21 protein-coding genes, 1 other RNA gene and 1 pseudogene are annotated in these 26,433 nt (G+C 47.4%); 11 read left to right on the top strand and 12 right to left on the bottom strand.

What is annotated here, in order from left to right; all coding sequences use genetic code 11:
• Positions 1-94: 94 nt before the first annotated feature.
• On the bottom strand, positions 95-1,237 hold the full coding sequence (locus F752_RS0121955) for a glycosyltransferase family 4 protein (protein ID WP_026135920.1): 1,143 nt from the start codon (positions 1,235-1,237) through the stop codon (positions 95-97).
• A gap of 269 nt (positions 1,238-1,506) precedes the next feature.
• Here F752_RS0121955 and F752_RS0121945 point away from each other — a divergent pair, with 269 nt between their 5' ends.
• The 5 genes from F752_RS0121945 (at position 1,507) to F752_RS0121925 (ending at position 7,353) form a co-directional block, all read left to right on the top strand.
• Positions 1,507-2,745: a M16 family metallopeptidase gene (locus tag F752_RS0121945; RefSeq protein WP_017733898.1), complete on the top strand. Its 1,239-nt coding sequence runs from the start codon at positions 1,507-1,509 to the stop codon at positions 2,743-2,745.
• Positions 2,746-2,917: 172 nt separating this feature from the next.
• Complete coding sequence (locus F752_RS0121940; RefSeq protein ID WP_017733897.1) at positions 2,918-3,553, top strand: O-methyltransferase; 636 nt, start codon at positions 2,918-2,920, stop codon at positions 3,551-3,553.
• Between the two features lie 9 nt (positions 3,554-3,562).
• Entirely contained in the window at positions 3,563-5,764 is a 2,202-nt protein-coding gene (locus F752_RS0121935; protein WP_081604630.1) for a LysM peptidoglycan-binding domain-containing protein, read from the top strand.
• Positions 5,765-5,959: 195 nt separating this feature from the next.
• Positions 5,960-6,373 carry a response regulator gene (locus F752_RS0121930; protein ID WP_017733895.1) on the top strand — a complete coding sequence of 138 codons (414 nt, stop codon included), beginning with the start codon at positions 5,960-5,962 and terminating at the stop codon, positions 6,371-6,373.
• Positions 6,374-6,450: 77 nt separating this feature from the next.
• Positions 6,451-7,353, top strand: coding sequence for a DUF3078 domain-containing protein (locus tag F752_RS0121925; protein WP_017733894.1), 903 nt, complete (start codon positions 6,451-6,453; stop codon positions 7,351-7,353).
• Positions 7,354-7,878: 525 nt separating this feature from the next.
• Here the strand turns inward: F752_RS0121925 and F752_RS27070 are convergent.
• A pseudogene (locus F752_RS27070) lies at positions 7,879-7,978 on the bottom strand (DapH/DapD/GlmU-related protein); the annotation flags it as partial.
• Positions 7,979-8,095: 117 nt separating this feature from the next.
• Here F752_RS27070 and F752_RS26870 point away from each other — a divergent pair.
• A complete protein-coding gene (locus F752_RS26870; RefSeq protein WP_262491835.1) occupies positions 8,096-8,230 on the top strand; it encodes a hypothetical protein in 135 nt (44 codons plus the stop codon).
• Positions 8,231-8,567: 337 nt separating this feature from the next.
• Here F752_RS26870 and F752_RS0121910 read toward each other — a convergent pair whose 3' ends face one another.
• The 3 genes from F752_RS0121910 to F752_RS0121895 form a co-directional block, all read right to left on the bottom strand.
• Positions 8,568-9,014, bottom strand: a complete 447-nt coding sequence (locus F752_RS0121910) for a hypothetical protein (RefSeq protein ID WP_017733891.1) — start codon at positions 9,012-9,014, stop codon at positions 8,568-8,570.
• 194 nt (positions 9,015-9,208) lie between these two features.
• Entirely contained in the window at positions 9,209-10,390 is a 1,182-nt protein-coding gene (locus F752_RS0121900) for a DNA polymerase III subunit gamma/tau (RefSeq protein ID WP_017733890.1), read from the bottom strand.
• A gap of 72 nt (positions 10,391-10,462) precedes the next feature.
• Positions 10,463-11,281: a DUF481 domain-containing protein gene (locus F752_RS0121895; protein WP_017733889.1), complete on the bottom strand. Its 819-nt coding sequence runs from the start codon at positions 11,279-11,281 to the stop codon at positions 10,463-10,465.
• Between the two features lie 183 nt (positions 11,282-11,464).
• On the opposite strand from F752_RS0121895, the gene ssrA reads away from it, so the two are divergent.
• Positions 11,465-11,835: a transfer-messenger RNA gene (ssrA, locus tag F752_RS25925) on the top strand.
• Positions 11,836-11,897: 62 nt separating this feature from the next.
• On the opposite strand, the gene F752_RS24865 is transcribed toward ssrA, so the two are convergent.
• The 3 genes from F752_RS24865 to F752_RS24860 all read right to left on the bottom strand — a co-directional run bounded on the left by F752_RS24865 (position 11,898) and on the right by F752_RS24860 (position 15,121).
• Complete coding sequence (locus F752_RS24865; RefSeq protein ID WP_236614054.1) at positions 11,898-12,947, bottom strand: hypothetical protein; 1,050 nt, start codon at positions 12,945-12,947, stop codon at positions 11,898-11,900.
• A gap of 300 nt (positions 12,948-13,247) precedes the next feature.
• A complete protein-coding gene (locus F752_RS0121880; RefSeq protein ID WP_017733886.1) occupies positions 13,248-14,687 on the bottom strand; it encodes a M48 family metalloprotease in 1,440 nt (479 codons plus the stop codon).
• A 152-nt stretch (positions 14,688-14,839) separates the two neighbouring features.
• On the bottom strand, positions 14,840-15,121 hold the full coding sequence (locus F752_RS24860; RefSeq protein ID WP_262491836.1) for a response regulator: 282 nt from the start codon (positions 15,119-15,121) through the stop codon (positions 14,840-14,842).
• A 511-nt stretch (positions 15,122-15,632) separates the two neighbouring features.
• On the opposite strand from F752_RS24860, the gene F752_RS0121865 reads away from it, so the two are divergent.
• The 4 genes from F752_RS0121865 to F752_RS0121840 all read left to right on the top strand — a co-directional run bounded on the left by F752_RS0121865 (position 15,633) and on the right by F752_RS0121840 (position 22,029).
• Complete coding sequence (locus F752_RS0121865) at positions 15,633-18,899, top strand: amidohydrolase family protein (protein ID WP_017733883.1); 3,267 nt, start codon at positions 15,633-15,635, stop codon at positions 18,897-18,899.
• Positions 18,900-19,400: 501 nt separating this feature from the next.
• Positions 19,401-19,862 carry an SRPBCC family protein gene (locus tag F752_RS0121855; RefSeq protein WP_017733881.1) on the top strand — a complete coding sequence of 154 codons (462 nt, stop codon included), beginning with the start codon at positions 19,401-19,403 and terminating at the stop codon, positions 19,860-19,862.
• Positions 19,863-20,075: 213 nt separating this feature from the next.
• The gene (locus tag F752_RS0121845) at positions 20,076-20,441 is read left to right on the top strand and encodes a cupin domain-containing protein (protein ID WP_017733880.1); all 366 of its coding nucleotides are present in this window, start codon (positions 20,076-20,078) and stop codon (positions 20,439-20,441) included.
• 112 nt (positions 20,442-20,553) lie between these two features.
• Entirely contained in the window at positions 20,554-22,029 is a 1,476-nt protein-coding gene (locus F752_RS0121840; protein WP_017733879.1) for a mechanosensitive ion channel family protein, read from the top strand.
• 13 nt (positions 22,030-22,042) lie between these two features.
• Here the strand turns inward: F752_RS0121840 and F752_RS0121835 are convergent, their stop codons facing one another.
• The 4 genes from F752_RS0121835 to F752_RS0121820 form a co-directional block, all read right to left on the bottom strand.
• Positions 22,043-22,984, bottom strand: a complete 942-nt coding sequence (locus F752_RS0121835; RefSeq protein ID WP_017733878.1) for a gamma-glutamyl-gamma-aminobutyrate hydrolase family protein — start codon at positions 22,982-22,984, stop codon at positions 22,043-22,045.
• Entirely contained in the window at positions 22,972-23,976 is a 1,005-nt protein-coding gene (locus tag F752_RS0121830) for an amidoligase family protein (protein ID WP_017733877.1), read from the bottom strand. The genes F752_RS0121835 and F752_RS0121830 overlap by 13 nt, the downstream gene beginning before the upstream one ends.
• Positions 23,977-24,181: 205 nt before the next feature.
• On the bottom strand, positions 24,182-25,552 hold the full coding sequence (locus tag F752_RS0121825; protein WP_017733876.1) for a sensor histidine kinase: 1,371 nt from the start codon (positions 25,550-25,552) through the stop codon (positions 24,182-24,184).
• A 4-nt stretch (positions 25,553-25,556) separates the two neighbouring features.
• Positions 25,557-26,246 carry a response regulator transcription factor gene (locus tag F752_RS0121820; RefSeq protein ID WP_017733875.1) on the bottom strand — a complete coding sequence of 230 codons (690 nt, stop codon included), beginning with the start codon at positions 26,244-26,246 and terminating at the stop codon, positions 25,557-25,559.
• Between the last annotated feature and the right edge of the window lie 187 nt (positions 26,247-26,433).

The following is a 26,433-nucleotide window of genomic DNA, read 5'->3' as shown; positions in this document are numbered from 1 at the left end:
ATATTTAATTATTTATTATTGTAAAAACCTGTATCGCTATTCTAGGACGAGACATGGTTTTTGGCTAAAGCTAAAGAAGAGGGAACAGAATAGGCTATTGCTGAAGCGTTTTTTCGTAAACCGCCATCAGGTCATGGGCAATTTGCTCCTCCTCAAAGTTCATAGAATGGACCACCCCATCGATTATCATTTTAGTAGCCATGGTAGGATTATTAAAAATCCGTAGAATGGCTTCTGCCAGCTCATCGGCATTGGTCGGGTTCACGTAAATAGAGTTGGGCCCACCGGCCTCCGAAAAGCAGGAGCCTTTGCTACTAATTACCGGCACTCTTGAACAAAGTGCTTCCAGGATAGGAATGCCAAAACCCTCAAATACAGATGGATATATGAAAAGCTTGCTCAGCTGATACACCTTTGGCAGGTCTTCGAACGAAACATCGTGCAAAAACTGAATCTGGTCGAGCAACTGGTGCTCTTTAGCATATTTTACAATCTCTTCTTTATAGGAAGTGGCCTTGCCCACAATAACCAGCGGCGGAACGACCGTTTCCTTTTTAAGGGCCGCCATGGCCTTTACAATGAGCAGGGCATTTTTACGAGGCTCAATGGTGCCGACATTCAGCATAAAATCGGCCGGTAGTTTGTACTTGGTACTCACCCGGTCGAGCACATAAGAGTCGTACTCTTGCCGGAAGCTTTCGTGGCAGCCCTGGTACACCACATCAATTTTTTCATTGGGTACTTCCAGAAATTCCACCAGATCGCGGGCGGTCTGCTGGCTCACGGCAATTACCCGATCGGCCTGCTCGCAGGCCCAGCGGAACTTCTGCTTATAAATAGCGATATCGATGAGCTTATACAGCTGCGGATACCGCACAAACAGCAGGTCGTGGATGGTAACAATTTGCTTGAGCCCCTTAGTTTTACCGAAAGGAAGTTCATTGCTCAGGCCATGCAGCAGCTGGTTATTATTTCTGGCAGCGACTTTGCCCAGCGACACACTGCGCCAGTAAGCCCCAAGTTTAATGGCTTTGAGCGCAGCCGGCGGCATAGCCACCTTTACATTATCGCGGCTGATAAGAGCCTCCGTTTCAGGGTGTTGGCTTTCTTTTGGCGTATACATCCAGTATTCATTCTGCGGATAGTAAGTGCTTAATGCCCTCACCACAAAACGGCCATAATTGCCTAAACCCGTGAAATTGGCAAATACTCTTTTTGCATCAAAACCTATTCTCATAAATGCATTTGGTAAGGGCCTGCCGGCCGACAGCCCGGTGCTTTCTGTAATTTGTGCTGCGGTTGCCAAAAATAGAAAAAATTAAAAGATAAAGTTACCAGGAGCCTTTCCTGACCTCCTGAAAAAGAGCGCCTGTTTCGCCCCCTTTGTTTTCAGTTAAGTTAATTAAATAGCCTGCCAAATGTTTAAGTTGCGCGGCTAAAATAAAAGCTTCTTTTTTTATAAAGCTGTTTAGTTTCTGCATTTTACGTAAATTTGCAGCCTTATATATGGCAGCAGACTACAACTTATATACCCTCCCGAACGGCATCCGCATTGTACACAAGCAGGTAAACAATACCAAAATCGTCCACTGTGGTTTTATACTTGACATTGGCAGCCGCGATGAGCAGCCCCACCAGCAAGGTATTGCCCACTTCTGGGAGCACATGGCTTTTAAAGGTACCCAAAAGCGAAAAGCGTTTCATATCCTCAACCGGCTCGACTCCGTGGGCGGAGAGCTTAATGCCTATACTACTAAAGAAAAGGTATGCTTTTATGCCTCGGTACTGGATAAACATCTGGAAAATGCCCTGGAGCTTTTAACCGATATTACTTTTCAATCGGTGTTCCCCGAAAAGCAAATCGAAAAAGAGCGGGGCGTAATACTGGAAGAAATGGCCATGTACCAGGATTCGCCCGAAGATGCCCTGCAGGACGACTTTGACGGGCAGGTTTTTGCCGGCCATCCCCTGGGCTACAATATATTGGGCACCACCGAAAGTGTCCGCTCCTTTAATCGCGAAGACTTTGTTCGTTTTGTGCACGAAAATTTAGATTCCAGTCGCCTGATATTCTCCTGCGTAGGCAATGTAAGCCTGCAGAAGGTAAAGCGCCTTGCGGAGAAGCACCTGAGGGAGCTCCCCTGCTACACCTCTGAGCGGAAGCGCCCGCTTTTTACCGGCTATAACCCCAGCCAGCACACCGAACACAAGAGCCTTACCCAGTCGCACTGCATTATGGGCCGTACCTCTTATGCGCTGTCCGACGAGAAGCGCCTGCCCTTTATTATGCTCAGCAATATTTTGGGAGGGCCGGCCATGACCAGCCGCCTGAACCTTGCCCTGCGCGAGAAAAAAGGTCTGGTGTATGCCGTGGATGCCAGCTATACTCCTTACCTTGAAACCGGTCTCTTCAGCATTTCTTTTGCTACCGAGCCCAAACAGCTACAAAAAAGCATTAAGCTGGTTTATAAAGAATTGCAGCTGCTAAAAGATAAGCCACTTGGCAGCATGCAACTCCACTTCGCAAAAGAGCAGCTCATCGGGCAGTTGGCCATGGCCGAAGAAAACAACGCAAGCCTTATGCTGATGATGGGAAAGAGCATTCTCGACCTGGATAAAATCGAAAGCCTGGAAAGTATTTTCGACACTATCCGTGCCATTTCGGCTCCAGAGCTGCAGGAAATAGCCCGGGAAATGTTTGAACAGGAAAGCTTTAGCATTTTAACCTTTGAGCCCGAGCCTTAAAAGCGCCCCACGCTAAAGCACTGTAACTCAAATAGAATTAGCGGAAAATATTCTGGTTTATACTGAAAAAATTAGTGCCTTTTCCTAATTTTAGGAGACGACCAGCATCATCAAAGCGCTGACTAAGTTCGGCGCAGTATTATACCTGGCCATTATAATAATTAAAGCCCTCATGGAGTTTTTGGATAAAGACCTGATGGATTATGTAGAGCAGCATTCTGCCCCGGAAAATGCTCTGCTCCAGAAAATAAACCGCGATACCCATGCACATGTACTGATGCCACGCATGCTGTCGGGCCATTTACAAGGGAGAATATTAGCGACTTTTTCGCATATGATTCGTCCGGCGGCCATACTCGAAATTGGCACCTACACCGGCTACTCTGCCCTGTGTATGGCCGAAGGTCTGCAGCCCGATGGCGTATTGCATACCATCGACATAAATGAAGAGCTGGAAGATAAAGTGCGCGGCTTCTTTGCCGAGTCGGCCTATTCCGGCAACATCCATTACCACATTGGCAATGCACTGGACATTATTCCCGGGCTGACCCAGCAGTGGGATCTTGTTTTTATAGATGCCGATAAAATAAACTACGCCCGCTATTACCAGCAGGTAATTGACCAGCTAAGGCCCGGTGGCTTTATTATTGCAGATAATGTGCTCTGGAGCGGGAAAGTGATCGGCGAAAAAACAGATAAAGATACCGAAGCTTTGCGCGGTTTTAACCGGATGGTGCATGAAGATGAACGGGTGGAAAATGTGCTGTTCCCGGTGCGTGACGGATTAATGGTTTTACGAAAAGTATAAAAATAAAAGATGATGCGCCTGAAGTTCTTTTTGCCCCTGCGGGTACTCCTGCCGGTCCTTCTCCTGCTCTGCAGCATTCAGCTCTCTGCCCAGGTTCCGCAGGTCGGGGAAACCATCGACTTTGCCGGTATGGAGCTAAAACTCACAGATAAAGCCCGCCGCGATATCCAATCCAGCGTGGATGCCCTGTACCGCAGCGAGAAATTCTTTAACCTGCGGCTGGAACAGGTAGATCTGTATATGCCCCTCATTGAACCAATTTTCACCAAATACGGCGTACCACAGGAGTTTAAGTACCTCGTGATACAGGAGAGCGGCCTGGTACCAGATGCCGTTTCCAGCTCGAATGCCGTAGGCTTCTGGCAGTTTAAGGAAGCATCGGCCGAAGAACTGGGCCTGCGTGTCGACCACCAGGTCGATGAGCGGATGAATATTATTTCTTCCACCGAAGGGGCTGCCAAATATCTTCTACGAAGCAATGCAGAGTTTGACAACTGGGTATACTCACTACAGTCTTATATGGTAGGACAGGGCGGCACCAGTCGTTCCGTTAATAAGCGGCACTACGGCGCCCGCGAAATGAAAATCGATGACGACACTCACTGGTACATAAAAAAGTTTCTTGCCCACCTTATCGCTTTTGAGCCGGTAACAGGAAAGCAAACCCGCAATACCATACTCTATCAGTATAAAAACGGGGCGAATAAGAGCCTTAAACATATTGCCCGTGAATTTGACATGGAAGAAGAGGAGCTGATAGCGTATAACAAATGGATTAAAGCCTCCCACATTCCCGACGATAAGGAATATACTGTTATCGTGCCACTGCATGTAAATGAAAGCGAAGACTTACTGGCCCTCACAGAAGAGCAGCAGGAAAAAGAAAAGGAACCGCAGCCCGATAATAAGGCCTTTGGCCGCCATCAGCAGAAGCCCGGGCAGTTACCAGCCGGCAGCAAAGACAAGCTGGTTGTGGTGGAGTTTAACGATCTTGAAGGAGTGGTTGCCCGCCCCGGCGATAATGTCCTGGCACTGGCCGAAGTGGGGGGCTTATCTGAATCCCGCTTCCGCAGGTATAATGATTTGCTACCCGGCGAGCAGGTGAAGGAGGGTCAGTTTTATTACCTGGAGAAAAAACGGCGGAGAGCACGAGTGTATGAGCACGTGCTGAAAGCAGATGAAACCCTGTGGCAGGTGGCCCAGCAATATGGCATCCGGCTCGAGAAGCTGAAAGAAAAGAACCGTCTCACCGGCAATGAAAAGCTAAAAGCAGGTCGTGTGCTCTGGCTCCGTTTTATACGCCCTCCTTATGTAGAGGTAGAGCATCGACAGCCGGAGCCTCAAAAGGAGCGACTGTATGCCAGCACCCGCAACAATGAGGGTCTAATTGCTCCCAGAAAAGCGGCTGAAACTGAGGGACAGCAAAACTCCGATACTAATAGCCTTCACAATAATAAGCCACAGACTGAAACAGCTGATAAGAAAGTGAAGGAGAAAACTCTTCCAGCACCTGTAACAAAAGAAACGGAAACTATTGCTACACCAGTTAAGGCTGCGCCGATTGAGGTAAAGGCAGATACTCCGGTTCATAAACAACAAATGGCACCCGTGCCCGCCAGCAAAACTACCGAACCCTTAGTAGCTGCGGAGGAAGATTCATTAGTACGACAGGAACCCCTACGTAAGTTTCCTTCGGAAAGTAAAGAAAAAGAGAAGGATAAGGCTCTTTACCCTGATGAGGAAGCGGAAGCAGAAGTAGAGGGCTTTGTAGTAGATGAACCTGTTCGCTTTATTGAGGATGAGAAAAGCATTCCACAGCAGCAAGACTCTGTCCATGTCGTGCAGGCCGGAGAAACCCTCTATTCCCTGAGCAGGCAGTACCAGGTAAGCGTACAGCAGCTCGTTGAGTGGAATCATTTACCTGCCCGACCGGTGCTGAGTATTGGACAGCAGCTTCGTATTATAGCTCCCCAAGCGTCAGGAAATGCTCCTTCAGAGAAGAAAGAATCATTGGTTGAGATGGAGGGTGAAGCCGAAACAGCCCCGCAGAAGGCAGGCTTCCACTACCATACGGTGGAGGCCGGGGAGTCGATGTACCGCGTAGCCCGCATGTATAATGTAACCATCAAGGATATTATGGAATGGAACAATAAGGAGAATTTCGATATCCGCGAAGGAGAACAACTAATAGTTGGCAAGCAACAGGAATAGCTAAACAAGAAAAGAACAGGACAAAAATGGGAGCAGATGGAGAAAGAAAACAGTCATGTAAAGGAGAAGTAATATAGTCCTTGTTTTTCAACCGCAAACTACAGGCTAAATTCTTAACTTTACAGGCATAATGCCAGAGCTATGGGCATGTGTTTTAATTTTCACTGATTCTGAAACGGAAATATTGATATAAAGATGGCAGCTAACAGTATAGACCTGGTAATGCTTGTTGATGATAATGATACAGACAATTTTATCAGCAAAAGAATTATAGAAATAACAAAATTTGCCAAGGAAGTAGAAATTAAGAATTCAGGAAAAAGTGCGCTGGAGTACCTGGAGCAGCATAAAGACAATCCTGAGCGGCTACCAAGCCTTATTTTCCTGGATATTAATATGCCTATTGTAGACGGATTTGTGTTCCTCTATGAATTCGAGAAATTCTCCGAAACCATCAAAGACAAGTGCAAGGTAATTATCCTGTCATCTTCCGACAATAAGCGTGATATTGACAAAATCGTCAATAACGACCACGTGATAAAATTTATCACTAAACCCCTGACAGAGAATGCCCTTGAGGACATTAAACTCCACGACCTGGCGAGCTAAAAAATTTACTATAACATTTTTGCCCTTCAATAGCTTTTATTTCGGTAAAAGCTATTTTTATTTACACCTAAACCATCATGAAGCACTTTTATCTCTTTTTCAGAATCTTTTTTTTACTACCCATCTTTCTTTACAGTCAACATCTGCTGGCCCAGCAAAGTCCTGCAGGTAACACCCCAATCCCGGAAGACTCCATATGGGTTTATGATGGCAGTGTGGCTGTTAACTTTTCGCAGGTAAGCCTCAATAACTGGGCAGGTGGTGGCCAGAGCTCTGTAGCCGCCGGAACAATTATTACACTCGGAGCCACGTACACAAAAGGAAAATCTCTCTGGGAAAACAGGCTTGATGTCGCGTACGGCCTTATGCGCCAGGGCGATGATGAGCAGGATGAATTTAGAAAAACAGATGACCTGTTTAATGTGGTAAGTAAGTACAATTACCGGATCGATAACCACATTTATATAACCGCCCTGACAGACTTCCTTACGCAGTTGAATACAGGCTATGAGTACATCGAAACCAATGGAGAAGTAGACCGGAATGTAATATCTGATTTTCTGGCTCCCGGCTTTCTGGTATCGTCTATAGGCGCAACCTATAAAGAGGGTAAGACCTTCTCCCTCACCCTATCACCTCTTACCAGTAAACTTACCTTTGTACTGAACGACAGCCTCTCCAATGTGGGTGCCTTTGGTATTGAACCGGGAGGAAGTGTACGCAGTGAATTTGGCGCGGCTTTACGAACCCAGTATGAGAAAGAAGTTTACAACAATATTAATTTCCGCACCAGCCTTAATCTCTTTTCAAATTATGGAGATTTTGCTCATACCGATGTTAATTGGGAAGGGCTTCTTTCTCTGAAGGTAAACGAGTTTATCCAGTCTACCATCGCGGCACAGCTAATCTACGACCACGATGTTATCCAGAAAACCCAATGGAGAAATGCGATTAATGTTGGCTTTCTGCTAACTTTATAAAAAGCAGGAAAAACAGCTCTTACTTAGAAGCAGTTCTGCAAAGAGCAAAAGAAATAATCTCCCATCCTGATGATGAAGCATCCGGGAAGAATTCCGAAAAAAACAGGAAACACTACTTTGTTATTGCAAAGTAACGGATGCTTCATCTTCCTCCACCTTATGTAAAATGCTAATCCTTGCTGGAGAAAAAGCTCCGGCAGGGAAAGCAGGAGGCATAAACAGGCAGGAATGCTGTCAGTAAACAAATTTCATTTTCCCGCAGCAGCCGATTGCCTGCATTAAAACGGTTAAATCTTCCAATTGAGAAAGGGAGCCTGCTCAATTTACTATTTCATGATTACCTCCCGAAAAAATATTTAGAGGGTTCTCAATTACTTTCCAGGATTCCCCCTCCACCACAGGAGATGGCGCCGGAAATTAAATTAAGAAGCGAAGGCAGAAGTTATCATAACTCCCATTCAATATCCGTTTTGATAACTCTGGCAGGTGTACCTGCGGCAAGGCAGCGAGGCGGAATGTCGGAAGCGACAACAGAGCCAGCTGCAATAACGGCACCTTCTCCAATTGTAACCCCTTTCAAAATCGTTACCCCTATGCCAATCCATACATTATCACCAATTTCAACTGGCTGTGTTTTTATATGACCTGAAGAGAGTATCTGGTGGTTGTCGGAGTCTCTGATCCTTACGCTATCAGCAATAGCCACATTATTACCAATCTTTATTTTCTCAAAGCAAACAATATGGCAGTTCACATTTATAAAGCCGCTCCCCACTTCCAAACAGGCACCTTTGTTTACAATAACCCGGCATCCGGTAAAGAAATGAAAATGACCATTTATGATAAGCTTTGCCTGATCGCACAAGGTAAAAAGTGAGTCGAAATAGCAGTAAGTTTTGGGCTTTTGACCTATATCAAGTCGCTCTTCTCCTTCAATAACAGTATTCTTACCTATTTTGACATGAACTTTTTTATAAACTCTGATTGGCAGTGGCCTATTACAAGGAGAGCGTCTTGATAGCTCAAGGGTTTTGCTTAAATTCAGTTCTTTCAGGATATCGATTCACTGCTTAATGAAACCGATCATTTATTTTATATATTTTACGATTCAAAAAATGACTCCTGATTTGACATTACCAGGAATGAATTACAAAAAGTTAGAAATTTAACTGCTTAACTGATTCTTACCGAAACAGGTTTTATAAGATGAAGAATTAAAAATCAGCCTCCAGACCGAGCCTGTTTTTTAACTCCTGCAGTTGGGGGTATTTCTGCAGCAGATAACCGAACTTTTCCTGCGCGGTGTACAGCCGCTTCCCTTCCTCCTCTTTTACCATTTTACAGGAAAGGCTAATCTGGCTGTTTCTTAGCTTTTGCCGCAGAAAAACCTGGGCTCCTGCACGGGCCTTCTCGAAAAAATCCTGCTGCACGCTATTGGTTACCCTCACCAGAACGGCATGGTTTTCAGCAAGGTCCGGAGTTTCTTTTAAAATCACATATTCACCCTGCCGGCCTGCTGCCTTTAGCTGTTCAGCATACTCTTTCCATGCCCCTAAAAGTTCTTCCGGAGTATACTCCTGGTCCGGGCCCTGAATGGCAGGTGATAGAATTTCTCCTTCTTCCTTTTTTTCCCCCTGCTGTGGAACAACCTTTTTAGCCATCTCACTTGCACCCTTCAGGCTGCTCGGAATTTTTACAGTACTTTTAAGACTGTTACTTCCCGATAGCTTTGGCTTTGGAACAGAGGGAGATGGAGTGGCAGCCGTTTCTGCTGTCGGGGGAGGTGTTTTTTGAACAGGAATGGCTCTGGCTGCCTGCTCGATTGGCCCCGGATTAGGAGAGGTCGCAGGTTCGCTTAGGCTACTGCTTTTTTTTTTAAGCCCTCTTCCTGCATGGCTCCTTCTGCCAGTTGGCGGGTGCTTACCAATGCATTCAGGTGAGACAGCTTCATAAGCGCCAGCTCTACATGCAGGCGCTGGTTTTTGCTGCTTTTATAGTGGATGTCGCAGGCCGAGGCTACATTCAGGCCCGAAAGCAGGAAAGAGGCCGATGACTGGCGGGCCTGCTCGGCATATTTTGCTTTTACCTTCTCCGACACCTGCAGCAGCTGGGTAGTCGCTTCGTCTTTACACACCAGCAGGTTACGAAAATGCTCGCAAAGCCCTACAATAAAATTGTGCCCGTCGAATCCCTGGCGAAGAATCTCATCGAACAACAACAGCACCTGCCCCATATTATTAGCCAGCAGGGCATCGGTAATTTTAAAATAGTAGTCGTAATCGAGAATGTGCAGGTTATCGATGGTATCCTGATAAGTAATTTTATTCCCGCTGCTAAAAGTAACAATCAGGTCGAAAATTGAGAGGGCATCGCGTAACGCACCATCGGCCTTTTGGGCAATCAGGTGAAGGGCCTCCTCTTCGGCTGTTATTTCTTCCTTACCGGCAATCACTGAAAGGTGCTGCGCAATATCCTGTACCTGGATACGGTTAAAATCAAATATCTGGCAGCGGCTCAGAATGGTAGGAATAATCTTATGCTTTTCTGTAGTCGCCAGAATAAAGATGGCATACTTTGGCGGCTCTTCCAGGGTTTTCAGGAAAGCATTAAAGGCCGCATTGGAAAGCATGTGCACCTCATCGATGATGTAAATCTTATACTTGCCCGACTGTGGCGCATAGCGCACCTGCTCTACCAGATTACGAATATCATCGACGGAGTTATTAGAGGCCGCATCGAGCTCATGGATGTTAAAGCTGCTGCTGGTGTTAAAGCTTTTGCAGCTCTCGCACTCATTACAAGGCTCAATATCAGTAGGGCCGCCTTCGGCCTGCAGGTTCTGGCAGTTAATGGTTTTTGCCAGAATACGGGCACAGGTGGTTTTACCAACACCGCGCGGACCGCAGAACAGGAAAGCCTGCGCCAGGTGCTGATTTTTGATCGCATTTTTGAGCGTAGTGGTAATATGCGACTGACCAACTACTGAATTAAAAGTGGATGGCCTGTACTTCCGTGCCGATACTACAAAGTTTTCCATTGATGCAAGTTAAACATTCTTCGCTGTAAATGAGAGGAAAAGCAAGCGTTTTTTCCCACACTTTTTCAACAATTATAAGGCCACTTTCAATCCATTATTAAGGCTGTACACAAAGTTAACAATAGGCACCACGGGGCGGCTATCATAAGCACCGGTGAAATTGGTAAAGAAAGTCAGGTGGGTGCCCAGCTTCACATTCAGGTCGGCATTGCCGCTAAAGCGATTCCTGAAGGCATCAATATCCTGGTCGTAGCCCGTCTGGAAGTATACAATGGTATTGAGGTTTACCATTTTGTTTATCTGCCACCGGAGCGAGAGGTAGTTAGAGCTTTTTATGAAATGGGTAGTAACTGTACCTATCTCCTGCTCACCGGGCAGAGGACTAAGCTCTGTGGCAGGAATTTGCCAGCGCTCCCGCTCAAACATAGCCCCGACACCCAATGCCGCCAGCACTTTCTTTTCCCTTACAAAGGTGTAACGAATACCACCGCCACTCAAATAGCGGCTATCCAGGCCACGGCCTATATCGTACTGGGCCTGCGCAAACAACTCATAGCTGAGCGGCTGCCGCCAGAGGAGGTTTGCTCTGAAATGGCTGTAACCTGTACTGATAAAAGCATTGCCGGTAATGGCGCTATAGTTCAGCTGGTTGATGAGCAGGTAACGATGAAGAACACTGGTATAAGCCACATCTGCTCCGGTACCAATGCCGATGTAGCGGACAGGATCCTCGGTGGTGGCGCTGTTATTATGGATGAGCAGGTTAAAGTTAAGCTCTCCGGTCCAGTAGTGGGTGGTATCGGTCGCCTTGCGGTTTTGCTCAATATTTAGGATTTGTCCTATACCCGGCACGGCAGCCAGCAAAAAGAGGAGAAGTAAAGCGGTTCTCATAGAAAGGTTCTTGGATATCAGCTGCAAAACTCTGGAATGAAGAAAGAAAAGCAAAAGATAAAGAGCTTAATTGCTTTCGCAGCAGTGAATAAAAAGGCGCTGGTCTCCCGGCACAATTTAAGATTTCCTTATGTTTTGAACTAAACAGGGGCTATATTTGTAGTAATAATAGCATTTCATACCGGGGTCGACTGGTATTGACAGGAAGTGCAAATTATGTGTAAGCATGCCGGGACGTGAGCGGAATCCCGTAAAAAAGTCGTTCAAAACAATAATTGGCGAAGAAAACTACGCCCTTGCAGCCTAATTTTAGATAATTTAGTTGCATAGTGTCTCGCTGGCCCCTCGTCCTGCCGGGCTGGCACCGAGACATCGACACGCAGGACTAGTTACCGCAGGGGTGTGATGCGGTAGCGAAAACAATCGCACCTACGGATGGCGTTGGGTTTGTTTCACACCTTAAGCCATCCCGACAAGCCAAGTGAAACTAAGCATGTAGAAGGCGCATCAATTTCCTTATCTGGACGCGGGTTCGAATCCCGCCGACTCCACAAACAACAAAAGCCCCTGTAGGTAAATCCTGCAGGGGCTTTTTGTATTTTAATCCTCTCTCATCTCACTCTTTCACCCCTAATCTCCGTAGTTCCTTATCAATATACGCATCCCAGCGCTGCTGAGCTGCTTTATTGGTTCCGTGGCCGGTTTCCCCATCGTAGGCCTCCTGCAGCCGGTTCATTTCCTGATAAGCCTCCAGGTAGAGGTAGCGAATTTCTCCGTCATAATCTTCTACCGTTAGCTTCTTTGCCAGCACCTGTTGCTTAAAGAATTCTACCGCCAGCTGCACAATATCGAAATGCCGTTGCTCATGATTAAGGCCATAGGCATCGCGGGCATGGTCTTTTACCCATGAGGAGTTTTTAATGACATAAGCCCTTGCCGTCAGCTCAAGGTGCACGATTCCGTCTTCCACTCTACTGCCTCCTCCATAAGCAATGCCGGGAAATACAGCAGCTGCATAGCGACCGCCGCGAATCTTACCTTTAAAATCCTCCCACACCAGTGGCCGGTCCGGGCTGTAAAAAACAGTATCTCCTTCTTCCTTCAAAGGATAATCGACAAAAGATACTTCCACTCTTTTCGCCAGCTTTATGTTATTCAATTTTTCCCGCTCCATCCAGCCGTTAAAATATTCCAACGCGGCAGACAGGCTTTGTTGCAGAGCCGGCCCCAAGGGAGCAAAATGCTCTACAGAGCGGATGTATCGTAAGCCGCCCTCATAGGTGGTAAGCGGTATAGTTTCTCCATCGCGCTCCTGCTCAAAGGCAAGTTTTACTTTTATATGCCCCTCTGCCAGCTCTTCTTTTTCTCCTGGCTGTTCCTCTATACGACATTCCAGAATTCGCACCCTTACAGGCCGTAGGTTTTTATGCCGCGGCAGACTCTGAAGCATGAAGTCCTGCAGGGCCTTGCCCCCACCTCCGGCTAAGTCGGTCGCCTTTAGTGCTACTTCCTCCGCTCCGGAAAATAACCATGCCACCGCCTGCTTATCGGGGCGCTCATCTACCACGCTTGCGATAAAAAATGTTTTCGGCTCGACTGAAAGGCGGGTTGGCACCAGCTTAATCGGATCAGGTATCCCTGCCGCAAATCCTTTGCTGCTTATCAACCCAGGCAGGAGGAGTAGTGCCGCAAAGAAAAAAGCAGCGAAAGAGCACCTCCTGCCCTTTAAAACCCACCAACAATGTAAAAGCTTTTTCATGGTATCAATGCCGGATGCGTGCGGGTATACTGTTTCCCTTGCTGTGAGCCAGTATCGGCAAAATCCGGAGTTTAGGAGCCGTTGTTTTTCCTGAACACCGGCAGGCTTTTTTGCGTTCGCTCCTTCCGCCTAAACAGGCAATACTCCACAAAAAAGCCCTCCTGCCATACACTAACAGAAGGGCTCCAATTCTATTGTTCTTCAGTCTTACCGTTCTATTACTTTAAAAAGCAAACCGGCCTCTACAGGGTCTGTCAGCTCCATTCCATTCAGCAGGGCAAGCTCTTCCATTCTTTCTTCCGGCACGCCATGGCGGCGCAGCGCTTCCGCCAGTGTACCCGCTCGCTGCACTGTTTTTATCCTGATTCTTTCGGGCTGCCGGTTCAGCTTATCAGGATCGGTGAGGGGGGCAAAGTTGTTAAAGATATCCGTAAAATAGCGGGCAAAGCTGTTAAACTCATTAGCAGAGCTTATGCCCATAAACTGGTAAATGTTGCCTTCGTAGGAAATCAGGTAGAGCAGCACCTGCAATGGTTGCTGGCCCTCCTGCTGACGCTCTGCCACCACGGCCACAGCAGGGAGTCCACTCACAGTAAGCTGCCGCGATTCCAGTGGCTGCAACTGGTAGTTTTGCAGCGCCGCCTGTGCAGCTGCCTCTAAAGATTCTCCCTGGGCCAGGGTAAACATGGCAATAGCCTTTCCGCTGGTGTGGGCCATCTGCACCTGCTGAGGCGTATTCTGGAAAGTAAAATCGCTGGGGATCGGAAACTTAAACTTCAACACAGGGTGGTAAAAAACATTTTCCTCGACAAACCCCTGCTTCGGATCTTCCCCATAGACCATTCCATCGATCATGCGCAGGTACTGGTTTCGGTTCTCCTCCAGGTCTGTTACATTCAGCTTTTCCTGCCAAATGGCTGCTAATTTCTGCACAGCCTCGTAGCGATTCGCCGGGTCGGGGTGGGTAGAGAGAAAGGTGGGCACTGCTTCTACATCACTTTCCGTGCGCATTCTGTTCAGGGTTAAAAAGAACTCCGCCATTTCTTCAGCATCATAGCCTATTTTAGTAGAGCACTCCACGCCCAGCTTATCGGACTGCTCTTCCGCATCGCGGCCAAACTTCAGAAACAGCAGGCTAACTCCCTGGTTCGCCACATCGGCAAACTGGGCAAATTCAGGAGAAATAACCATTCCGGCTACCAGCCCCACCTGCGCCAGCATAGCTTTACTATACTGCTTTGCAGAGTGTCGTGCCGCAATATGGCCAATCTCATGGCCAAGCACCCCGGCAAACTCTGCCTCATTATTAAAGTGAGCGAGTATACCCCTGGTAAAATAGACATAACCACCCGGTACGGCAAAGGCATTTACAACCGGGGAGTCTAAAATTTTAAAGTCATAGTCAAGCTCGGGCCGGTGCGAGATTGCAGCCATTTGCTCTCCCTTCACATCAATAAAGCGTTGCAGTTCCTCATCATCATACAAGCCGAAAAAGCTTACTATTTCAGGATCGGACTGTGCCCCCATGGCAATTTCCTGCTTTTTGGAAAGCAGCATAAAATCCCTTTTGCCGGTTACCGGATTTCTTACACAGGAGGCGGAGAGGGTAAAAATTATTAACAGAAGTACAGAAAAATAAGGTTTCATGGTATAGGTAAAAATGTTAAGGCTACCAATTTAACCACCTGAAAAATGGAATGTTTAAGCTCTTTCCTTAAGAGGTAAAACAGCCCTTTCGCCGACAGCTGAAAAATAAAAAGGAAATGACACGAATACGCTGCTCCTGTCGCGCGAAGAACTTATTTTTTCTCGTTCATTGATTGTTCTCTAACCGCCTCCAACTCTTTCTCTGATAAGGGCTTAGTAATAAATCCGCTGGCATCCTTATGCCGCTCCGTACGGATCTGGTCTTCCCGGTCAATAGAGGAAGAAAGGATATACAGGCTGCAACTCTTTTTCAGCTCTTCCGGAAGCTCAGTAAAAGAATCCAGAAAATCCCAGCCATCTAAACCAGGCATATTAAGGTCGAGGAAAATAACCTCCGGAAAAGCAACTGCTTCTTTTTTTGCTGCTTTATCCAGCAGGTACAGCGCACTTTCTATCGTCGTGAATTTTTAAACCTCCCGGGCAAACTGTTTCATTTTGATGGTACTTTCCGTAACAAAGTTTGCCATCTCCTCATCATCTATCAGCCAGACTGTATTAAACTGTTCCATCCTTTTCAATCAGTGTCAACTTAAATAACATACTTGCTCCACTCCGGTATTTCTGCTCTCTTTTCCTCTACCAGAAGAGGACATTCCCGCACCGGCAGAGGTTTACCACAGTCTACCGGTGGAATTTAATAAGTGGAACTTTAATACTACTGAATAGGTGCTAAACCCCCACAGGCAGGTAATAAAATAGAAAAAGTTAAAGAAATAAACGGAATCAAACAGGCTTTAATGGCATAGGTGGTAACTTCAATGCCCTTAAAATAGTAAGCAGCTGATTTTCAACGCTTTAAATTTTAAAGATAATTCAGTAGATTTGAGAAGTATACAATTCTACCTAATATCCTACCACCATATGAACAAACGTAGTTGCCTGAGTATGCTACTGGCAGTAGCGCTGGCTCTGCCCTTAAGTAAAGCCTGGGCCCAGGACAAAAAAGAAGCGGCCAATTGGAAAGTTGACGCCCCACATGGCCCCCAAAAAGAAATTACCATTACCACCAACGAAGGCACCTGGATGAGCGTGGATGTAAGCCCCGATGGGAAGCAGATTGTGTTTGACCTGCTGGGCGATATCTACATCATGCCTGTTACTGGCGGAAAAGCAACCCTTCTTCGGGGCGGCCGCGCATACGAGGTGCAGCCCCGCTTCAGCCCCAATGGCGAATTAATATCCTATACATCAGATAAAGGTGGCGCAGACAATATCTGGACCATGAAGCGCGACGGTTCTGAGGCCACTCAGGTAACGGACGAAGACTTCCGCCTGCTGAACAATGCCGTATGGACACCCGATGGCGAATACCTGATTGCCCGTAAGCACTTTACCGATACCCGCTCGCTGGGCGCCGGCGAAATGTGGATGTACCACCGCAGCGGTGGCTCCGGAGTGCAGTTGACCAAGCGCAAAAACGAGCAGCAGGATGCTGGTGAACCGGTAGCCTCGCCCGACGGAAAGTATGTATACTTCTCCGAAGATATGAGCGGCGGCTCTACCTTTCAGTACAATAAAGATCCTAACGGACAGATTTATATGATTCGCCGGGTGGACCGCCGTACCGGAGAAATCGAAAATATTATCAGCGGCAATGGCGGTGCCGTTCGCCCCGTGCTTTCGCGCGACGGCCGCTACTTAGCCTTTGTGCGCCGGGTGCGCACCGAATCGGTACTCTTTATCCACGACCTGAAAACCGGTGAACAGTGGCCTGTTTATGATGGACTAAACCACGACCAGCAGGAAGCATGGGCTATTTTTGGTGTATACCCTAACTTCGCCTGGACACCAGATGATAAGCATATTGTAGTGTGGGCGGGCGGAAAAATTAATAAGGTAAATGTAGCCACACAGGAAGTAAGCAATATTCCTTTCGAAGCCACTGCCACTCACCATATTACCAATGCGGTGCGCCACGACCACAGCAAGGCAGGTATATCGCCCAAAGAGTTTGCGGCAAAAGCCATCCGGCACGCCATTACTTCACCGGACGGTAAGCTCCTCGTTTTTAATGCCGCCGGTTATCTCTATAAAAAAGAGCTGCCAAACGGTACCCCGGAGCGTCTTACCAAAGGCCAGGATTTTGAATTCTACCCTTCCTTCTCCCCTGATAGCCGTTACCTCGTGTACTCCACCTGGGATGATGAAAAGCTGGGTGCCCTCATTAAATACGACCTGCGCCGGAATAAGACAGAAAAGCTGACTACTGAAAAAGGCTTTTATACCGAACCTAAGTTCTCGCCCAACGGCCAATACATCGTATATACCAAAGATGGTGGCAACTACCATATGGGTTATGCACATGCCAAAAATGCTGGCATTTACTATTTGCCAGCCAATGGCGGAAAGGCTGTTTTTGTGCAGGAGAATGGTTCCTCACCCCGTTTTAATGCCACTTCCGACCGTATTTTCTTTACCGGAAGCCTGGGTGATAGCTATGCCTTTAGAAGTGTAGACCTGCTGGGGCGCGATGAGCAAACACACTATACTTCCAAATATACCGACCAGTTCTACCCAAGCCCCGACAATAAGTGGATTGCCTTTGTAGAGCTGTTCAACGGCTATATCGCTCCTTTTACGACTAATGCCGACGGGCTGGAATTAAGCGCCCAGAGCAATGCCGTACCCGTAGCCCGCTTTACCCGCGATGCCGGCACCAGCATTCACTGGTCTGGCGACAGTAAAAAAATTAACTGGGTACTCGGCGATGAGTATTTCTCCAATGACTTAAAAGACCGCTTTGCTTTTGTGCCCGGCGCACCCGACTCGCTTCCGGCCATCGATACCACCGGCACTAAAATAGGTCTGATACTTAAAACGGATATACCTGAAGGTACAATTGCCTTTACCAATGCACGCATCATTAGCATGAAGGGCGATGAAGTGATTGAAGGAGGTACCATCGTGGTCGAAGGTAATCGCATTGTAGCTGTAGGCAAAGATGTAAAAGTGCCGGCCGATGCGAAGGTGATAGATGCCAGCGGCAAAACCATTATGCCGGGAATCGTCGATGTGCACGCGCACCTGGGCACCTTCCGCCTGGGCATGAGTCCTAAAAAGCAATGGTCGTACTATGCCAACCTGGCATATGGCGTTACCACTACCCACGACCCGTCTTCTACCACCGAAATGGTATTCAGCCAGTCAGAGGCGGTAAAGTCAGGCGCCATGGTAGGCCCAAGGATTTATTCTACCGGAACCATTCTTTACGGAGCCGATGGCAACTTTAAAGCAGTTATCAATAGCATCGACGATGCCCGTTCGCACCTGCGCCGCCTCAAGGCAGTAGGTGGTTTCTCTGTCAAGAGCTACAACCAGCCCCGCCGCAATCAGCGCCAGCAGGTTATTCAGGCCGCACAGGAACTCGATATGAGCGTGTACCCGGAAGGGGGCTCTACCTTCTTCCATAACATGAGTATGATACTCGATGGTCATACGGGTGTGGAGCACAACATTCCTATTGCACCGGTTTATAAGGATGTACTTAAACTCTGGGGCGCTTCTGAATCTGGTTATACGCCAACGCTTATCGTAAACTATGGGGCAGTAAATGGGGAGTACTACTGGTACCAGCATACCAATGTGTGGGAAAAAGAGCGCCTGCTGCGCTTTACCCCCCGCTCCATTATCGATGGCCGTTCCCGCTTTGTAACCAAGGTACCGGAAGAGGAGTACCAGAATGGTTATATTGCTACCTCCCGCACCTGTAAAGCCCTGAGCGATGCCGGCGTAAAGGTAAACCTCGGCGCTCACGGACAGTTGCAGGGCCTCGGTGCTCACTGGGAGCTCTGGATGCTGCAGCAGGGTGGCATGACCAATCATGAAGCACTGAGAGCTGCCACGCTTAATGGTGCAGAGTACATTGGCATGGGCAGCGAAATTGGCTCGCTCGAAAAAGGTAAGCTGGCCGACCTGATTGTGCTGGATCAAAATCCGCTGGAAGATATCCGTAACTCAGAGTTCGTACGCTATACCATGGTGAACGGTCGTCTGTACGATGCCGAGACCATGCAGGAGACCGGAAACTACAACCGTAAGCCTGGTAAATTCTTCTGGGAGAACGATAAGTATGCGTCTTCCTACCAATGGCACGAGGGAACAGATACCCGCTTCGAAGGTATTGCCGGCCAGCATTGCACCTGCCGTCACTAAAAGCTGGCTTTCATCTAACTTTAACAGCCACTCCTGCAAAGCAGGAGTGGCTGTTTTATTTTAAAAACAATAGGACCGCGGGAGTCCCGGGAATTCCTTCTTTATTTATCTGCGTACAAAAACAATGAAAAATGTAAATACCGGCAGCTTAGTTTACTCCCTGTAAATTTGAATATACTCTCAGAAGCCTCTATCTTCACCGGTACACATTAACCCAAAGGAAAATAACCAGCGCATAACTTTTTCGCTATTGATTAACGCTTATGAAAATTGCAGTTATCATTTTCTGCCTACTGCTGTTTGCCGGCTGCTTATATGCATTTTTCGAACTTTCCCTTTCCTCCTTCTGGAATGGCTTTGTAATCGGTGGCTTAATCTTCTGCCCGTTGCTGGCCATTGTGTATATTTACAGTATAGTTAAAGGACAAAAATAAGCCGGCCTTATTCCGAACGTAAACAACTATCTTCCCTCTTCAACTACCATTAGCATTCTTTAATTACATGGCTAATATTTATCATCAGGTATTAATCGAAGCCGACAAGGCTACCGTATACGAAGCGGTTACTACTCAGAAGGGAATTGCCGGCTGGTGGATAGCCGATTGCGAGGTTAAGCCGGAGGTTGGCTTTATCAATACCTTTAAAGCCGGTGAAGGGATTTACAATAAAATGGAAGTGACCGCACTTGAGCCAGATAGTTTTGTAAGCTGGCGGTGTGTGAATAAAAATGATGAATGGAGCGGTACGCTACTTACCTTTACCCTCAGTACCAAAGGTAGTTTTACCTGCCTGGATTTTAAGCATACCGGTTATGCGGCCGAAGACGAACTTTATGCCACCTGCAACTACCACTGGGCCCGCCACCTGGGTATGCTCAAGGAGTTTTGCGAAACAGGCCAGCCACAACTAAACCCTGAAAGAGAAAAAAAAGAAGTAAAAGCCGTGCACGGTCCTGAAGCTTAAAGTAAAGTGAAGTATGAAAAAGCCGGAAAGTAAAGTTCAACTACTCACCGTCCTGGCTTTTATATGCTTTCTGTTCAGCGGCACTTTCACCAGGCATCACCCTTTTCTTAAATGGTGTCTTTTAGCTGTAGGCCTTGTTTTGGGTTTCCTCCTGCTATGGCCAAAGTGAAAAAGAGTGCATGAAGGAGATGAGAATTAATAAAAGCAATTATAATGAATATCGACAAAGTAAATATCAGCGAAAAATTTGGCCGCTTCTCTGACCACTGGCACCCGCGCATCGTTGGAGAGCTGAACGGGCAACAGGTTAAACTTGCAAAGCTGAAAGGTGAATTTATCTGGCACAGCCACGAACAGGAAGACGAAATGTTCCTGATCATTAAAGGCACACTAAAAATGGAGCTGCGCGACAAGGTGGTAGAGATAAAAGAAGGAGAGTTTATCGTAATTCCCAGAGGAGTCGAACACCGGCCGATAGCAGAAGAGGAAGTTCAGGTTATGCTTTTTGAGCCGGCTTCTACCTTGCATACCGGCAATGTAACCTCAGAATTAACCCGAAATAAGCAGGAGTGGCTGTGATTTAATTCCCCACACCCTCTTTTATTTTCTAAAACTTTTGGCCTGCAAAGGTGCTTTTACAGTAGGCAGTGCTCTATACCGGTAGCGCTTCCAGCTGTTTTACACCTGACCTATGCCAACAAATAACCGAAATATACGCTTACGCCCTACCGGCAGCAGGCGACCCGGAAGTAACACTTCCACCTCCAGACTTTACAATACTAATAGCCCCCGCCTGTCCTCTCACCTTCCACGAACAGGCCCCAACCGGCAGAGCCACAGGCTAAAAAAAGGCGGGCAACGCCGTGGAAGAGGCAGGCAGCGAGGCAGAGCAGTAAAGGGCGCTCAAAATCAGCTTAAGCGATTTAAGCAGGCCTCCATCCTTGCTGTGGCCTTAACGGGCTTTCTGCTCCTGCTTCTAACCCCGGGCGAAGCAGGCTACTCGCAGGAAGAGCCCGCACAGGAGGTTGTGGACGACACTGCCGCCACCGAAATACTAACAGAGGAAATACCTGATTCTGTTGCCATAATTGAAGAGGTAGCCGTCGAAGATTTGGTTTCTCCTGCAGATGTCGCGGAGGATACTCTTGTTTCAGATGAACTACTGGAGGGAGAGGATATAGGCAAAGCGGCCAGAAATGAAGCCCTCTTTACGTTGCAGAAACTCTGGGATGGTTTGTATTCCAACCTTCCTAAAATACTGGTAGCCATTGCCACGCTTATTCTTACCTGGATGCTGGTAAAGCTGGTGCGCTTTATCCTTCGCAAAACCATTGGTCGGTGGCATAGTGCTGGTGCCGTAATTACCCTGGTAGGCTTGTCGATATGGCTACTGGCGATTGGTATTGCCATCAGTGTGGTGGCAGGCGATATCCGGGCACTGGTAGGCTCTCTGGGCCTGATAGGCCTTGCTTTGTCGTGGTCTCTGCAAACACCTATTGAAAGCTTTACCGGCTGGCTACTTAACTCTTTCCGCTCCTATTACCGTGTGGGCGACCGTATTAGTGTAGGCGAAGTGTTTGGCGATGTTTATAAAATTGATTTTCTCACCACCACTGTATGGGAGATTGGCGCACCTTATCGCCCGGGCTTTGTGCAGGCCGAGCAGCCTACCGGGCGTCTGGTTACTTTCCCTAATAACGAAGTACTGGCCGGCACAATAGTGAACCTTACCGGTGATTTCCCTTATGTGTGGGACGAACTAAGCATTGCGGTAGCCAACGAATCGGATTTTAGGGAGGCCATGGCTGCCCTTGAAAAGATTGCCTCAGAAATTCTGGGTGATTATATGAAGGAGCCTGCCCACCAGTACCGCCAAACCTTACTGAAGGCCGGCCTCGACTACCAGGTGGCCGATAAACCCCAGGTATTCCTTAATATCAGCGAATCCTGGACGGACATCATAATCCGTTACCTGGTTGGTGCCCGCGAACGCCGAAAGTGGAAAAGTGAACTCTCTCTCCGGATTATTGAGGAACTAAGCAAGCCAGAATTCTCAGGAAAAATTAAAGCTGTTTATCCACGCCAGCAGGTACAGGTTATTGACCCCGACGGCCTACCTGTGGAGGCAGAGCGCCTGCAGCCAAAACCTCAGCCCAAAGAGAAATAAGCGAAAAACGGCATCAGAGGCTTTGCACCTTTTGGCGCGTCTGTGTTTCTTCCTGCTCCATTTCTTCCAGTTCAGGGGCCACAGGCTTCGAGAGAGCTTCGCGAAGGTCGTTGTATTCGATTTGCTGCTGTACTTCCCTGGCATACTTCACGAGAGCTTTAAAAATGGCCCGCTGGTGTTTTCGCTGGGGCAGATATTCGGGGTGCCATTGCACTCCTATCACAAAATCGTGCCCCTCCCGTTCAATCCCCTGCACCACATCATTTGCTTCTCTTGCAACAATTTGGATATTTTCTCCTGTGTCTTTTACTGCCTGGTTGTGCAGTGCATTTACTTTCAGGTGTTGAATACCCAGCACCTCGGCCAGTTTACTACCCCGCTTTATGTGCACCTTCTTTACCGGAAATACACTGGAGGGATTCGGCTCTTCCAGGTAAAAGGCGTTGATATCCTGGTAAAGCGTACCCTTAAAATAAACATTGATGAGCTGTGAGCCGCGGCAAATCCCCATGAGCGGAATGCCTTTTTTAATAGCCTGGTCAATCAGCTGAAACTCCAGGTGGTCCCGCTCCCGATCGAGTCCGAAACCAGAGCCCCGGCTAAACAGCTTCCGCGCCAGAAAAAGAGCAGGATAATACAGCCAGCGGGCAGTACGCCTTACTTTTTGAAAAATACTCCGATGCGGCTTTCGGATGGTTTGGTCGAGGTATTCCTCTACCACATTGTCCTTCTGGTAAGTGGCCGGATCCACATCGGCCCCACCCCCGATTATAAGGCCCTGAAGGCCATCGGCGGTTCGTGGGCGGGAAGGGGTAATACGTACCGGCCGCCCACCTGCCAGCCGTACTGCCAGCGAGGTGAAGAACCAGGCCATACCGCCGCCCTTATCAGGCCCCGTAACGCCAATGGTTGGTACAGTTCTGTTAATAAAGTGTTTATTGGTCAGGAAAGCCATTTTTCAGTTTCTTTTGTCCATTTACTTTCAAATCCTATTAATGTGTTGCTGCTAAGCTCCATATATGCACGACTCATCTCTTCTAACCTTTTGGAGTCACTGGCAAGCCTTTCAATCAGCACCCACCCTTTCCACTCATCTGCCAGGGACCAGTCCTCCTGGTTAATAAGGCTATTCGGAAGCCGGTAATGGAAGGTAGGGCGGGCATTTACCTTACCAATATCTGAGTAGGAATTTACTTTCTCTTTTCGTACCTCTGCAAAGAGCGGGTACATATCGAGTGGCCGATTCCGGTCGGGATTATACAGGTGATAGTCTTCAATAAGTGTATCAATGCCGGGTTTATAACTGGGTTTAACGACCATTTCGGAATATTTAGAGGGAAAAGGAGAGATAAAGCTCGATACCCTTCGTGCCATATCTATTTTACTTTCCTTAAAAATCCATGGGTACAGGAGAAAGAATGCCCGCATGTATCGCAAAATGGTATCCACATCTTTTGCAGGAATCTCGGGATTAATATGGATGGCAAAAGCATTGGTAGGGAACGATTTAGTGCCGGTGGCATGATGCTCCTGCAGGCTTTTCCGGAGCTTGTCCAGCTCCTCAAGCTTATTAACCGGAACAGGCGGGCTGGTTATTTCATAAGGAATTACCGTTCGGATAATGTTCTCCATGGTACTTTCCACCTCATACTCCAGGTTATTTTCTCCCCACTGAATATCCTGCAGATTGATGTTAAACTTTTCAAGCACCTTCTGATAGCCTTTTTCGTGCAGAAGCCGGAGGTCAATCATGACCGTAAAATCGCCCAGGCTGGTTTCTTTAACGGATTGTTTAAAGCGGTGCTCTTTCTCCACACGCCCGCCATACAATTCCTGGATAATCCCGACAGATTCTTCGATGTCTACATCGGCAAACTCCAGCTCAAAGCCGACAGTTCGTATTTTACCCTCCTCATTATATAGTTCCGGTGGCTGTTGAAATGGCATAATAGTTAGTTTTATTCTCCACCTATTCAACGGGCAAAGCGCTTTTGCGTTTCGCCGGCTGTAAAGGGAATACCAAAACCTCATCACATCCCCCTTCAGGATAGGGGCAGAGCACCGCTGTTCCCTTCCCGGAAAAAATTAACTGAGCCAGATAGTCAAAGAAGTACAGGTAAAGGGTACCAGCTGCCTCTCTTCGCTCCTATGCTTATTTTACCTGGGGAATTTTTATACTAAAAGTACTTCCTTTTCCTTCCAGGGAATGGAGGTCAATAGTGCCACCATGGAGCTCTATAATCTTTTTACAAATGGAAAGGCCGAGGCCATGGCCGGGAAGCTGCCGCACATTTTCGGCACGGTAAAAAGGGGTAAAAATGAGCGACTGGTCTTCTGCAGGAATCCCTCTTCCTTCATCCGATACCCTTACCACTACTTTCTCCCCCTCAAAAGCAATCGTGGCCATTGCCTTCTGGTCGAACGAAAATTTACAGGCGTTATCCAGCAGGTTAAGAAAGAGGGTTTTCAACATTCCTTCATGCCCGAATACTGTGAGAGAATCTTCATGCTCCGGAATTTCGGAAAAGCTGATGTCTATATGGCACCCTTCCTTCTTTTTAAGCAACTCGTGCTGGGCCTGAAAAAGAACCTCATCGATGCGCAGTGGTGCCATCTTTACTGCCATTTTATCGGTTTCGGACTGGGCAAGTGCCAGCAAACCATTCGATAACTCTGCCAGGCTCTGGGCATCTTCCAGTACCGATAGCAGTAGTTTCCGGTACTCGTCATTGCTTCTTTCCTTTGCCAGCCCCACCTGAAGCTGACTAATCATCGCCGCCACAGGAGTACGCAACTCATGGGAGGCATTGTTTACAAAATTTTTCTGGATGTAAAAGGAAGAGGCTATCCGATCCAGCATTTTATTGAAGTTTATGGCCAGCTGGGCTATCTCATCCTGTCCGTTTCCCTCGGCAACTCGCTTATGAAGGCTTTCGGCATTGATTTCCGCCACCTGCCTGTTTATATTGGCGATAGGGCGCAGGGCCTTGCCGGCAAACAAACGGCCTGCCACAAAGGTAACGCCTATACTTACAAAGAAGCCTATTAAGAGGACAAAGCGCAGGTTCACCAATTTCCGGCGGCCATACACGTCGAAAGCCGAGGCGATGATGACATATTCCTGGCCTCCTTCATAATAAAAGAGGCCCAGGGTTTCATTCATTTTCTGCGTATACTCCACTCGCCCTTCTTCTCTTGTTTTGAGAAGCAGCGAAAGCGGAATATCGGTAGCCGGCTCATCTACCGAGCTATATACCAACTGATTAGTCCGGTCGAAAATATAGATTTTTTCATTATGAAGGGCATTGAGCGAATTCCGATCGATAATTTTCAGGAGGTCATGGTCAATTTCCTGCACATCAATCAAAAAGCGGGCAGTGGTTAAGGCTTTTTTACTGAGTCTTGAGTAGAACTCCTCTTTCCGGAAATCGGCATAAAAGAGATAGACAGCCAAAAAAAAGAACGATAATATAGACGCAACAATAAGGGTAAACTGCCAGGTAAGGCGGGCACGAATGCTCATACAATCAGGATTCTTTTAAGATATAGCCCATGCCCGGGCGGGTATGGATAAGTTTGGGCTCAAAAGCCTTATCAATTTTCTTGCGAAGGAAGTTGACATACACATCAATAACATTGGTGCCTGTATCGAAGGTAATATCCCATATCTTTTCAGCAATATCGGCCCTTGACACTACTCTTCCCTTATTACGAACTAGGTAAACCAGTAGGGCAAACTCTTTTGCCGTCAGTTCAATCTGCTGGCCGCTTCTTTTTACAATTTTGCTTTCATCATCGATTTCCAGGTCGGCCACCCGCAGAACTTTAGGAGCAGGTGCAGTACTGGCAGCCGAGCGCTTCAGGAAAACCTGTACCCTTGCCAGTAACTCTCTAAAGTCGAAGGGCTTTACAATGTAATCATCGGCACCGGTATTGAAGGCTTCTATTTTATCTTCCATGGCTCCCAAAGCCGTTAACATAATAATTGGCAGGCGGGCATTCTGCTGGCGAATTTCTTTACATACCTCATAGCCATTCAGTTGCGGAAGATTCAGGTCGAGAATTATCAGGTTGTCCCTGCCACTCAGTGCCATCTTTTTTCCTATCAGCCCATCATAAGCCACATCGGCCGGCAGGTTATTTTCTTCCAGTCCCTGCTGAATGGCATTTGCCACCTTTGCCTCATCTTCAATTATTAGTATCCTGATATCGTTCATCTTTGATATTTATAGAGCACCTTCCCTCTTACACGATTCCCTGCCGCTATCTTAGCAAAGAAATCTCCTCCGAAAAACATTCCCTGCAGCTTTTATTAAAGATACATAAAAGTAAAAAAAGGCACCCCTTCCGGGCATGAGTGGTCGGAAGAAATTCCGGCCACTTTTTTTATGTTTTGAAGAGTCT

Origin of the sequence: Nafulsella turpanensis ZLM-10 (assembly GCF_000346615.1) — a bacterium.
GTDB classification, from domain to species: Bacteria; Bacteroidota; Bacteroidia; order Cytophagales; family Cyclobacteriaceae; genus Nafulsella; species Nafulsella turpanensis.
This window is presented reverse-complemented; position numbering and strand designations above follow the sequence as displayed.